Origin of the sequence: Pseudonocardia sp. Ae717_Ps2 (assembly GCF_001932475.1) — a bacterium.
Classification (GTDB): Bacteria; Actinomycetota; Actinomycetes; order Mycobacteriales; family Pseudonocardiaceae; genus Pseudonocardia.
In genome coordinates, this window is record NZ_MCIS01000001.1 from 5,986,568 (window position 1) to 5,997,965 (window position 11,398).

Sequence of the window (11,398 nt, forward strand, 5' to 3'; positions counted from 1 at the left end):
TCAGTGCTGCTTCTTCTTCACGGCGACGACGAGGAACGCCTTCGAGATCGCCCACAGCGGCGGGAACCGGCGCAGCGCCGCCACCCCGAGCGAGTACAGCCGGGATCCGCCGCCCTCGGCGAGGCTCACGTCGCCGGGCACGGTGAACCGCGCGTCGAGGTCGGGTCGCTGCGCGAGGAGCCGGCGCATCCGCAGGTAGCTCGGGGCGTAGCTGGCGTCGGTGTAGTCGCTGCCGCGTCCCGACCAGCGCAGGTAGCGGGTCGCCAGCGGCAGCGGCAGCCACGCGAGGAACGGCAGCGAGTAGTGCGCCTCGATCGGCCACCACCGGTTCGGCACCAGGATGTAGGCGACGCCGCCGGGCCGCAGGCAGGACGCGATCCGCTCCAGCGCGTCGGGCTGGTCGTCGAGGTGCTCCAGGACGTTGTCGAGCACGGCCACGTCGAAGGCCCCGGCGTCGTCGCCGTGGCCGAAGTCGCCGATGCCCTGGACACGGAACGTGAAGTTCTCGCGGCCGCCCTCGGCGGCCAGGCGGGTCGCCTCGGCGGCCAGAGCACCGTTCGGCTCGATGCCGACGACCTCCCGGCACAGGCCCGCGAGCTCGAGTGCGGTGTAGCCGTACCCGCAGCCGAGATCGACCACCCGTGCGTCACGGAACGGCACGTCGAGAGCGGGTTCGGTGGTGATGGCGATCTGCTTCGCGAAGCCGGTCGCGAGCCTGCGGCGCTCGACCATCCGCAGGGAGCGTTCGTACTCGGGGAGTTCGGTCACGTGGGCTCCGTCGAGGGCGTCGGGGGGTCACCCACCGTACGGGGACGGGGACGGGGCGTCGGGACCGGGCGGGGCGAACGCCTGGGCCTGCGGGGTGGCCGGCGCGCCCGGTGTGCAGGCCGTCAGCCGCCAGAGTTCCTGGCCTCCGCCCGTCGCGACGAGCTCGAACCCGGGCACCGGTGCGATGTCGTGCAGACCCGGGTACCAGCGGGCGCCGCCGTGGTTCGGCCAGAACGTGATCGGCCCCGTCAACAGCCAGTCGACGCCCAGGTCGGCGGCCGCCGTGCAGACGGCCGGGTCGGTCCCGACGTCGCGGAACCGCGTCGCCAGCAGTGTCTGCTCCGGGGTCCAGTTGCCGATGAGGTGCGGGAACAGGACCCGGCGGCCGGTCAGCGGGAACAGCAGTGCGTCGCCGGTGAACGGGTCCGCGGCCACGACGTCGTCGGGGCCGACGATCCGGCCGACCTCGTCGAGGAACTCGCGCTGCCCCGGTTCGAGGAGCGGGTCGGAGGGCTGCTGGTACGGCCCGGCCAGGACGTCGGCGTGCGTCGCCACCGACATCCCGCCGGTCGTGGCGACGACGACCGCGAGCAGCGCCGCCGCGAGCGCGGGCGCGACCACCCGGCGCCGCGCCAGGGTCGCGGTGCGCGGGATCCGCAGCAGCACGTGGCGCAGGACCGACGCGAGGGCGCACAGCCCGACCACGGCCAGCACGGCCCCGGTGACGGGCACCATCGCCGCCAGCCGGTAGGAGTCGTTGTACCAGGCACCGGTGAGGGCGGCGGAGGTCTTCCCGTCGTCGGCCGCGGCCAGCACGTAGAGCGCGCCGGAGGCGAGGTGCGCGGGTACCAGCCACGAGGTCGCGACGTGCCGCAGCGCGGCCACCGCGCCGACGACGACCAGCACCGACAGCACGACGAGCTCGGGACGGCCGTTGGGGGAGTTGAACAGCACCTGCCCGATCGCCGTCGGCACGTCGGTGAACGCGGGCCAGTCGAAGCTGCGGACCCCGGCGGTCAGCGGCGAGGCCGTCATGAACCACAGGACGGCGGCGACGATCCCGGCGACGCCGACCGCGGCCAGCACCGGCTGCCAGAACCGGCGGGTGAGCAGCCGTCGCCGGGCGAGCACGCCGATGCCCCACAGCACCGGGAAGAGGCCGAGCACCGCGAGGCTGAACAACGCGTTCGGGTGGGCGAGACCGAGCGCGGGGAGTGTCAGGACCAGGGTGAACGCCGCCCCGCCCGCGCCGATCACGCTGCGCTCGGCCACCCCGACGACGGCCAGCAGCAGCGTCAGGTACCCGGGCAGCAGCGCCACCCCGAGCAGGTTCGGCCACAGCACCCCGAACGACATGAGCGCCCACGGCAGCGCGGTGAACCCGGTCGCGAGCACCGGCGCGGCCAGCGCGGCACCGGACGAGGGGCCCATGACCTGACGGGTCAGCGCCGCCACGGACAGCGGGAACACCACCCCCGCCACGACCCAGGCCGTCAGGTTGGTCGCGACCGGGACCCCGCTGCCGGACAGCATCGCGACCAGCGACACCAGGTCGTGCCAGCCCGCCGGGTACAGCGCCACCGCCGACGACGGGTTCGTCAGCGACCCCAGCGTCAGCGACGACGCGTCGCCGGACTGCAGGATGTGGGCGACGGCGTTGTAGTGGAAGACGCCGTCGTAGGTCGAGGACAGGCCGTCCACCGGGCCGAAGCCGAGCACCACCGTCCACCACGCCAGCCCGGCCGCGACGACGACGCCCGCCGCGGCGGCGATCCCCGCCCGGCGGCCGTCGGCGCCCGCCCGCTGGGCCGAGGTCCGCCACACCTGGGGCATCGCGGCCGTCATCGGTTCGGGGCGCTTGGCGAACCGGCCCCTCGGGGTGCGGACGCGGTCCAGCGCGGCCCGGAGCCGCCGGCCCGGGGCCCACGACCGCAGCGCCGTCCGCCAGCCACGGTGCAGCGCGCTGCCGGGCGGGCGCCGGGCGACGAAGACCCGGAACAGACCGCCGAGCAGTGCGAGCACGACCGCGACGCCCAGCGGCACCCACGGCCCCCAGCGCACCCCGGCGAGGGTGCCCAGCACGGCCGTGGACGAGATCACCGCGGTCGACACGACCGGTGCGAGACCCCATGCCGTGACGCCCCGGACCCCGCACGCCCGCAGCACGAGCAGACCGGGCCCGACCACCCAGAACACCGCGACGAGCGCGGTGGGCAGCGCGGACAGCCAGGTGGGTCCGGCCATCGAGGTCGCGGCTCCTCTCCCGGCGCCGGTCCCGGAGCCGTCGACGACCCACCGGACCCGATTCCCGGCGCTGGCCGGTCTCGGAGACTACCGGCGGCCGTGCGGCCCTGCCGGTCCCGTGCCCGACCGGGTGATCAGGAGCCGACGACCCGGCCGGCGTCGCAGGCGGTGATGCGCCAGAGCGCGTTGTCGCCGTCGCGGGCGAGCAGCTCGAACCCGTCGGCGTCGGCGAGGTCGTCGAGGCCGGGCCACTGCAGCGCCAGCGGGTCCGGCTGCCAGAACGTCGGCGGCGCCGTGATCACGTACCCGGTCCCGGTCTCGGCGACGGCCGCGCACACCGCGGGGTCGTTCGACGCGTCGCGCAGCCGCTCGGCGATGACCTGCTGGTCCGGCGACCACACCCCGGTGAGGTGCGGGAACAGCACCTGCCGGTCGGTGAGCGGCCACAGCATCGCGGTACCGGCCCACGGGTTCTGCGCCACCACCGCGTCCGAGGGCAGCAGCTCACCCGCCTCGCGCAGGAACTGCGCCTGCTCCGGGCCGACCAGTACCTCCTCCGGCGTCTGGTAGATCGCGGCGAGCGAGTCGACGTGCGAGCGCTGGTAGAGTCCACCCGAGGTGACGACGACCGCGATCACGCCGATCGCGACGAGCACCGCGGCCCGCGGCCGGGGCAGCCCGGCGACGGCGGGTGCGGCCCGGGTGAGGCGGTCGCGGACCAGGCAGGCGAGGCTCCGGGCCAGCGAGCACAGCGCGACCAGTCCGAGCGCGGCGAGCGGGGCCGCGGTGACCGGGACGAGCGCCGCGATCCGGGGCGAGTCGTTGTACCAGACCCCGGTCCACACCGAGGACCACGTGGTGGCGCCGACGACGTAGAGCGTGCAGACCATCAGGTGCGCCGGGACCAGCCAGGACGTCCGGGCCCGGCGCAGCGCCCACACCGCGCCGGCCACCGTGAGCACCGCGATCGACCAGGCCGGGGCGTTGTCCTCGGGGCTGTGCAGCACCGCGTTCCACACGGCGTCGGTGACCGAGAACTCCGGTTCCCAGTAGTAGCCGCGGATCCCGTCGAGGGCGGGGGAGGCGAACATGAACCAGCCGACGCCGCCGAGCGCGGCGAGTACGACCGGCACCGCCGTGGCCGCGCGCACGGTCGGCCACGTGCCGCCGCGCAGCCCGCGGCGCACCGCGCCCACGAGTCCCCACAGGATCGGCGGCACCGCGACGACCACCGCGCCGAACAACGCGTTCGGGTGGGCGAACCCCAGCGCGACGATGGCGGCCACCGCCGGGAACCAGCGCGCCACCCGCCCCGGGGGGAACGGGCCCGGCCGGGCGGGGGACACTGGGTCCGGCCCGAGTCCCGGACGCGCGGCGAGCGCCGTCGCCGCCAGCGCGGCCGGGACCAGCGAGACGCCCAGCAGGTTCGGCCACAGCGCGCCGTAGGTGACCAGCGTCCACGGGAACGCGACGAAGCCGAGCGCCAGCACCGGGGCGGCGAGCGCCGCACCGGCCGAGCGCCCGACGAGCGTCCGCACGAGGAACAGCATCGACAGCGGCCAGACCAGCAGCGTGGTGACCAGCGCGACCACGTTCGACGCGACGACGATCTCGCCGGGGCCGGGGGCCAGCGGCGCCACCAGCGAGACGACGTCGTGCCAGGCCGCGGGGTAGAAGCCGGGGGAGTTGACCAGGCCGCCGACGGTGAGCGACGAGGCGTCGTGCGTCCCGAGGATCCGGGCGACGGCGTTGTAGTGGAAGTTCGCGTCGAACGTCTGCGACAGCGCGTCGGGCCGGGCCATCCCGCGGACGGCCGCGCTGAACCCCAGCGCGCCGGCGGTCACCACCCCGGTCAGTGCCGCGAGCCCGGTCCAGCGCCGGTCGGGTCCACCGCGGAGCAGCGTCCGGACCGACTCCGCCGCCGCGGCCCGCACCACGGTGGGTCGCGGCAGCAGCGGGAGGCCGAGCACCAGCCGTCGCACACCGACCACGAGCAGCGCGAACGCCGCCGCCGCGATGGCCGGGGCGGCCCCGCTCCAGGGCACGCCCAGCATGCTCGCGCCGACCGCGGAACCGGCGATCACGCCGACCGACAGCATCGGGGCCGCGCCCCAGGCGGCGATCCCGCGCAGACCGGCGGCGAGGCCGACCACCAGGCCCGGGAGCGTGACCCAGGCGGCGGCCAGGACCACCAGGGGGATGGCGGACGACCAGCTCACGCCATCTTCTCCTCGGGCCACGACGGTGCCGGATACGTCCGCTTCTCCGACCTGCCTGCGAGGGTACCGAAGCCGCCGGGTGCCCCGGATCACGCCTGCCCTACCCTTGATGGCCGTGAGCGTCGACAGTGCCGACCTGAACGGTTACGACCTGAGCAGCTACGACCTGATCGTCGTCGGGTCCGGGTTCTTCGGACTCACGGTGGCCGAGCGGGTCGCCGAGGGCCTCGGCAAGCGCGTCCTGGTCCTGGAGCGCCGGAACCACATCGGGGGCAACGCCTACTCCGAGGCCGAGCCGGAGACCGGCATCGAGATCCACCGGTACGGCGCGCACCTGTTCCACACCTCGAACGAGCGCGTGTGGGCCTACGTCAACCGGTTCACGAGCTTCACGAACTACCAGCACCGCGTGTTCGCCCGGGTCGGCGAGCAGGTCTACGCGTTCCCGATGAACCTCGCGCTGATCAACCAGTTCTTCGGGAAGGCGCACACCCCGGACCAGGCGCGCGCGCTGATCGCCGAGCAGTCCTCCGAGGTCGAGACCGGGCAGGCGACGAACCTGGAGGAGAAGGCGATCTCGCTGGTCGGCCGCCCGCTCTACGAGGCCTTCGTCAAGGGGTACACCGCCAAGCAGTGGCAGACCGACCCCACCGAGCTGGACGCCTCGATCATCACCCGGCTCCCGGTCCGCTACACCTACGACAACCGGTACTTCAACGACACCCACGAGGGACTGCCGACCGACGGCTACACCGCGTGGCTGGAGCGGATGGCGGCGCACGACAACATCGACGTCGTCCTCGACACCGACTTCTTCGCGGTGCGCGAGCAGCTGCCCGCCGACGTCCCGGTCGTCTACACCGGCCCGCTGGACCGCTACTTCGACCACGCCGAGGGCGAGCTCGGCTGGCGCACCCTGGACTTCGAGATGTCGGTCGAGCCGACCGGCGACTTCCAGGGCACCTCGGTGATCAACTACAACGACGCCGAGGTCCCCTTCACCCGCATCCTCGAGTTCCGGCACATGCACCCGGAGCGGGACTACCCGAAGGACAAGACGGTGATCGTGCGCGAGTACTCGCGCTTCGCCGAGTCCGGGGACGAGCCGTACTACCCGATCAACACCCCCGACGACCGGGCGAAGCTGGAGCGCTACCGCGAGCTGGCGCGCAAGGAGACCGCGAACCGGAACGTGCTGTTCGGCGGGCGGCTCGGGACCTACAAGTACCTCGACATGCACATGGCCATCGGATCGGCGCTGACGATGTACGAGAACCGGCTCGTCCCGCACTTCACCGAGGGACGCCCGCTGGCGGGCACCGACTCGGAGGACTGATCGCCCGGCCGGGTGGCCCGGGGGTCATCGGCAGCTGTCCGCCTCCGGGCACGGTGTCCGCTGACTGACGGCCGCCGGGGGCGGGTCGGCCCCCAGTGCCGTGAGGTCGTCGAGCAGGTCGGCGCGGGCGAGGGCCAGCGCGTCGAGCCGGTGCCGGCGGCCCGGGACCCGTTCGTCCAGCAGGATCTCGAGCCGCTCGGTCTCGACCGCGTGCAGCCGTCGCCGGATCCGGGCTTCCCGGTCGTCGTCCGACGCGGCGGTCCCGGTCGGTGTCGTCGTGCTCCGTCGCCACCATCGCATTCGTCTACTAAACCGGTTAACCTTACGGATCACAAGAGGCCGCGGCCCTCCTGGTGAATCGGGAAGTGAACCGCTTCACCTCATGGGACCCGTCCGGGTCGGGCGGACCGCACGCGGGAGACTGGTCGGGTGGGCAGGAACGAGACGGGGGCCGGCCGGGTCACGCTGGCAACGATCGCCGAGGCGCTCGGTGTCTCCCGGGCGACGGTGTCGAACGCCTACAACCGGCCGGACAGGCTCAGTGCCCAGCTGCGGGCACAGGTGCTCCGCACCGCCCACGAGCTGGGCTACGCCGGGCCGGACCCGGTCGCGGCGACCCTCGCGCGGGGGCGGATCGCGGCGATCGGCGTCGTCCTGGAGGACCCGATGTCGTTCACCTTCGCCGACCCCGCGGCCTCCCTGTTGCTGCAGGGCATCAGCGAGGTCTGCGGGCAGCAGGACTCCGCGCTGGTCCTGATCCCCGGCCCGAGCGGGCCGATCGCGCGGGTCGCCCTGGTGGACGGGGTCATCTGCTACTGCGACCTGCCCGACGGGGCCGCGCTGGAGACGATCCGGGAACGCAGGCTCCCGTTCGTCGTCGTGGACGGCCCCACGCACGACGGCGCCGGGCACGTGGGCATCGACGACCGGACCGCGGCCCGGGCCGCCGCACGTCACCTGCTTGACCTCGGGCACCGCCGGTTCGGCGTCGTCGCCATGCCGATGCACCCCGACGGGTGGGAGGGTCGGCCGTCGCCCGAGCGGGAGGCCACCGCCCACTTCCTGGGCACCCGTCGACGGCTGGCCGGGTACCGGGACGCGCTCGCCGAGGCCGGCCTCGGTCACGACGCGGCGGTCGTGGAGGAGCGGGCCCCCTACGGCCGGGACGCGGGCCGGCGGGCCGCCCACGCGCTGCTCGCGCGCGACCCCCGGCCGACCGCGGTGCTGGCGATGAGCGACGAGCTCGCCCTCGGAGTGCTCGACGCGGCCCTGTCGCTCGGGCTGGACGTGCCGGGGGACCTGTCGGTGGTCGGTTTCGACGACGTCCCGGGCGCGGCCCTCGCGCGGCCGGCACTGACGACCGTCCGGCAGCCGCACCGGGAGAAGGGCCGGGCGGCCGCGTCGATGCTGCTGCCGGGCCCCGTCCGGAAGGACCCCGTGGTCCTGCCCACCGACCTGGTGGTCCGGGGCTCGACCGGGCCCCGCCGGCCCTGAGCGTTCACCGGTGGTGTCCGGGACGGGAGCCCGGTGTCCACCCCAGCTCCGCCGACACCGCCGCGGCGGCGGCCGCGGTCGCCCGGCCCACCTCGTCGAACCGGCCGTCCAGGCGCGTGACCGGCCCGGACACGTTGAGTGCGGCGACCACCCGGCCGCGGAAGTCGCGCACCGGTGCCGACACCCCGGCCACGCCCGGCTCGAACTCCTCGTGCGACTCGGCCCAGCCGTGCTCGGCGGCCTCCCGGATCGCGCGCCACAGCTGCGGGACCGTCCGCACCCGCGAGCGCGGGTAGTCCGGCACCAGGTCCTCGACGGCGCCGAAGCGTACGAACAGCTCGTCGGGGGTGGCGTCGGAGAGCAGCACCCGGCCCGCCGAGGTGCACGGCAGCGGCGCGCGCCTGCCCTCCCAGCCGGTCGTGCGGAACGAGTGCCCGGACACCGTCCGCGCCGTCAGCAGCGCGTCGTCGCGCAGCACGCACAGGTGCACGGTCTCCTCGGTCGCGGCGGCCAGCCGGTGCATCACCGGTTCGGCGACGGCCGTCAGCCGGCTGTCCGTCCCCCGCGCGGCCAGGGAGAACAGCCGCCATCCCAGCCGGTAGACGAGCGTGTCCTCGTCCCGCTCGACCAGTCCCGCGTCGGCGAGGGCCCGCAGCGCGCGCGAGACCTGGCTCTTCTCCCGCCCGGTCAGCCGGGCGACGGCGGTGACGCCCAGCCCGTCGGTGCGCACGGCCTCGTCCGACGCCAGTGCCTCCAGCAGCGCGACGTCGCGGCCGAGCCCGTAGCCGTTGTGCACCCCGGCCACGCTAGTACCGGTTGCCCTGAGCGCAACGATGATCTCGATTCCCGGCCGGACCTGGCGCGGCCGCGCGGCCGTCGGAGATTCTGCGCTCAACCGGCTCGGGGCGCACCGCCCCCGATCGCGCCCCGAGCCGGAACCAGCTCCCGACACGATCCCGAACCTGATGAAGATCACCGACATCACGCTGGACCGGGTTCGGCTCCCGCTGGACCCGCCGCTGCGCGCCGCCTGGGACCCCGATCCCCGCACCGTGTTCGACGCGACGATCGTCCGCGTCCACACCGACGACGGCGTCGTCGGCATCGGTTCCGGCGACACGATGGACGGCTTCGACGCCTACCGGCACCTCTTCGTCGGCACCGACCCGCTCGCGATCGCCCGGCACGTCCGCGCGATCGAGACCTGCGCGCTGCACGGCGGTCACTACTGGCCACTGGAGGCGGCGCTGTGGGACCTCGCGGGCAAGGTCGCGGGCCTGCCCGTCGCGACCCTGTTCGGCGGCACGTACGAGGCCGTCCCCGCCTACGCGTCGTTCTGCGTGCTGCGCCCGCCCGCCGAGCGCGCCGAGGTGGCGCACCGGGTCGCCGAGGAGGGCTTCCGCGCGGTCAAGATCCGGGTCGACCGGGACCGCGCCGACGAGGGCGTCGCCGCCGTCGCCGCGGTGCGGGAGGCGCTCGGCACGGATTTCGCGATCATGGTGGACCTCAACCAGGCGTGGCGGATGGCCGGCGACGTCGCCCCCGCCACCGACCTCGCCGCGACCCGGCGCCTCGTCCGGCGGCTCGCCGAGCTGGACGTGTTCTGGGTCGAGGAGCCCCTGCCCTACGCCGACGCCGACGGCATGCGCACCCTGCGCGCCGACAACCCGGGACTGCGGATCGCGGCGGGGGAGATGCAGCGCTCGTTCGGCGAGCTGCTGCGCCTGCTCGACGGCGACGCGCTCGACGTGTACCAGCCCGACGTCGTCCTGGCGGCCGGGATGAGCCGGGTCCGCACGCTGGCCGAGCTCGCGTTGCTGCGCCACCGCGCGTTCACCCCGCACAGCTGGACCAACGGGATCGGCGTGCTCGCGAACCTGCACGTCAGCGCCGGCGTCGGCGGCGGACCGTACTTCGAGTTCCCCTACGACCCGCCGGACTGGACACCGGCGCGTCGCGACTTCCCACTGGCGCAGCCCCTGACCGTCGGCGACGACGGCATGCTGGCGGTCCCGAGCACCCCCGGCCTCGGGTTCACCCTCGACGAGGAGGCGATCGCACGGTGGCGGGTCCGGTGAACGGGTTCACGGTCGAGGCGACCTGCGCCCTGGAGTTCGGTCCCGGCGCGGTCGCCCGGGTCCCCGCGCTGGTCGACGGCCTCGGCGGAGCGGCGGCGTTCGTCGTCACCGACGCGGGGCTGCGCGCCACCGGCATCGTCGACCGGGTCGTCGGCGACCTCACCGCGGCCGGGCTGCGGACCGAGGTGTTCGACGGCATCGGCCCCAACCCGTCGACGACGGCCGTCGAGCACGGCGCGACGACGCTGCGCGCGTTCGGCTCCTGCGTGGTCGTCGCGATCGGCGGCGGCTCGGTGCTCGACGCGGCCAAGGGCATCGCGCTGCTCGCCACCCACCACGGCGCCCGCGCCACCGACGACCTGTGGTCCTCCCCGACCTCCGGGCTGCCGCTGGTCGCGGTCCCCACCACGGCCGGGACGGGCGCGGAGACCAACGGGTTCGGCGTCGTCGAGGACACCTGCGCCAAGCGGAAGGTCTACCTGGGCCACGCCTCGGTCCGGCCCCGCGTCGCCGTCCTCGACCCGGAGCTGACCGTCGGCCTGCCACCCGCGGCGACGGCCGCGACCGGCTTCGACGCGCTCGTCCACGGCGTCGAGTCGCTCGCCTCCCGCGGCGCCAACCCGGTCTCCGACGCCGCCGCGGCGCAGGCCGTCGCGCTGGTGGGCCGGTGGCTGCCCGTCGCCGTCGACGACGGCACCGACTTGGAGGCCCGCGCGCAGCTGCTGCTCGGCGCGCACCTGGCGGGCCAGGCGCTGACCGTCTCCGGGCTCGGTCTGGTCCACGGCATCGCGCACGCGGTCACCGCGCACACGGGCACCCCGCACGGGATCGCGCTCGCGTCGGTGAACGAGCAGGTCATGCGCTGGAGCGCCGACGCCGCGGCGCAGGCGTACTCCCGGGCCGGAGCCGCGCTGGGGACCGGCGACGCCGTGGCCGGGATCGCCGCGCTCGTCGAGGGCATCGGTGTCCGGCGCCCGCTCCACGAGCTCGGCGTGGACCGGGAGCTGCTGCCGGTGCTGGCGGCCGCCGCCGTCGTGGACCCGGTGACGGCCAACGCGCCGCGGACACCGACCGAGGACGACGTGCGGGAGATCCTCGACGCGGCCTGGTGACTCAGAGCCGCGCCGCCACCGACCGGAGCAACCGGGCCACCCGCGCCCGGCCGCCCACCGCCCGGCTGCCGTGGACGAACCCGAACCGCGCACCGCGGGAGCGCAGCACGGCGGCGGCCTCCGCGCGCAGGGCCGGTCCGTCCATGT

At 74.8% G+C, this 11,398-nt stretch carries 10 protein-coding genes; 4 read left to right on the forward strand and 6 right to left on the reverse strand.

The annotated features are described in order from the left end of the window. The 3 genes from Ae717Ps2_RS36475 to Ae717Ps2_RS27695 form a co-directional block, all read right to left on the reverse strand. Complete coding sequence (locus tag Ae717Ps2_RS36475) at nucleotides 1-768, reverse strand: class I SAM-dependent methyltransferase (RefSeq protein WP_075309145.1); 768 nt, start codon at nucleotides 766-768, stop codon at nucleotides 1-3. Between the two features lie 27 nt (nucleotides 769-795). Next, nucleotides 796-3,012, reverse strand: a complete 2,217-nt coding sequence (locus tag Ae717Ps2_RS27690; protein WP_075309143.1) for a DUF6541 family protein — start codon at nucleotides 3,010-3,012, stop codon at nucleotides 796-798. A 134-nt stretch (nucleotides 3,013-3,146) separates the two neighbouring features. Further along, nucleotides 3,147-5,231 (reverse strand): DUF6541 family protein, encoded by a 2,085-nt coding sequence (locus Ae717Ps2_RS27695; protein WP_075309141.1) that lies wholly within the window; start codon nucleotides 5,229-5,231, stop codon nucleotides 3,147-3,149. Nucleotides 5,232-5,340: 109 nt separating this feature from the next. Between Ae717Ps2_RS27695 and glf the strand changes: the two genes are divergently transcribed. Further along, nucleotides 5,341-6,567 carry a UDP-galactopyranose mutase gene (gene glf / locus Ae717Ps2_RS27700; protein WP_020624452.1) on the forward strand — a complete coding sequence of 409 codons (1,227 nt, stop codon included), beginning with the start codon at nucleotides 5,341-5,343 and terminating at the stop codon, nucleotides 6,565-6,567. A 24-nt stretch (nucleotides 6,568-6,591) separates the two neighbouring features. On the opposite strand, the gene Ae717Ps2_RS27705 is transcribed toward glf, so the two are convergent. Further along, complete coding sequence (locus Ae717Ps2_RS27705; RefSeq protein ID WP_075309139.1) at nucleotides 6,592-6,867, reverse strand: hypothetical protein; 276 nt, start codon at nucleotides 6,865-6,867, stop codon at nucleotides 6,592-6,594. A gap of 129 nt (nucleotides 6,868-6,996) precedes the next feature. Between Ae717Ps2_RS27705 and Ae717Ps2_RS27710 the strand changes: the two genes are divergently transcribed. Beyond that, complete coding sequence (locus Ae717Ps2_RS27710) at nucleotides 6,997-8,061, forward strand: LacI family DNA-binding transcriptional regulator (protein WP_075309137.1); 1,065 nt, start codon at nucleotides 6,997-6,999, stop codon at nucleotides 8,059-8,061. Nucleotides 8,062-8,065: 4 nt separating this feature from the next. Here the strand turns inward: Ae717Ps2_RS27710 and Ae717Ps2_RS27715 are convergent, their stop codons facing one another. Continuing rightward, nucleotides 8,066-8,857, reverse strand: coding sequence for an IclR family transcriptional regulator (locus Ae717Ps2_RS27715; protein ID WP_233147697.1), 792 nt, complete (start codon nucleotides 8,855-8,857; stop codon nucleotides 8,066-8,068). A gap of 169 nt (nucleotides 8,858-9,026) precedes the next feature. Between Ae717Ps2_RS27715 and Ae717Ps2_RS27720 the strand changes: the two genes are divergently transcribed. Next, nucleotides 9,027-10,139, forward strand: a complete 1,113-nt coding sequence (locus Ae717Ps2_RS27720) for a mandelate racemase/muconate lactonizing enzyme family protein (RefSeq protein WP_075309133.1) — start codon at nucleotides 9,027-9,029, stop codon at nucleotides 10,137-10,139. Continuing rightward, on the forward strand, nucleotides 10,124-11,251 hold the full coding sequence (locus tag Ae717Ps2_RS27725; protein ID WP_233147698.1) for an iron-containing alcohol dehydrogenase family protein: 1,128 nt from the start codon (nucleotides 10,124-10,126) through the stop codon (nucleotides 11,249-11,251). The genes Ae717Ps2_RS27720 and Ae717Ps2_RS27725 overlap by 16 nt, the downstream gene beginning before the upstream one ends. Before the next feature lies 1 nt (nucleotide 11,252). On the opposite strand, the gene Ae717Ps2_RS37490 is transcribed toward Ae717Ps2_RS27725, so the two are convergent. Continuing rightward, a complete protein-coding gene (locus Ae717Ps2_RS37490) occupies nucleotides 11,253-11,396 on the reverse strand; it encodes a hypothetical protein (protein ID WP_158071553.1) in 144 nt (47 codons plus the stop codon). Between the last annotated feature and the right edge of the window lie 2 nt (nucleotides 11,397-11,398).

Excerpts from the sequence above, each read along its gene's own strand:
- Ae717Ps2_RS27690 (WP_075309143.1), bottom strand. The coding sequence starts at position 3,012 with ATGGCCGGACCCACCTGGCTGTCCGCGCTGCCCACCGCGCTCGTCGCG.
- glf (WP_020624452.1), top strand. The coding sequence starts at position 5,341 with ATGGCCGTGAGCGTCGACAGTGCCGACCTGAACGGTTACGACCTGAGC.
- Ae717Ps2_RS27705 (WP_075309139.1), bottom strand. The coding sequence starts at position 6,867 with ATGCGATGGTGGCGACGGAGCACGACGACACCGACCGGGACCGCCGCG.
- Ae717Ps2_RS27720 (WP_075309133.1), top strand. The coding sequence starts at position 9,027 with ATGAAGATCACCGACATCACGCTGGACCGGGTTCGGCTCCCGCTGGAC.
- Ae717Ps2_RS37490 (WP_158071553.1), bottom strand. The coding sequence starts at position 11,396 with ATGGACGGACCGGCCCTGCGCGCGGAGGCCGCCGCCGTGCTGCGCTCC.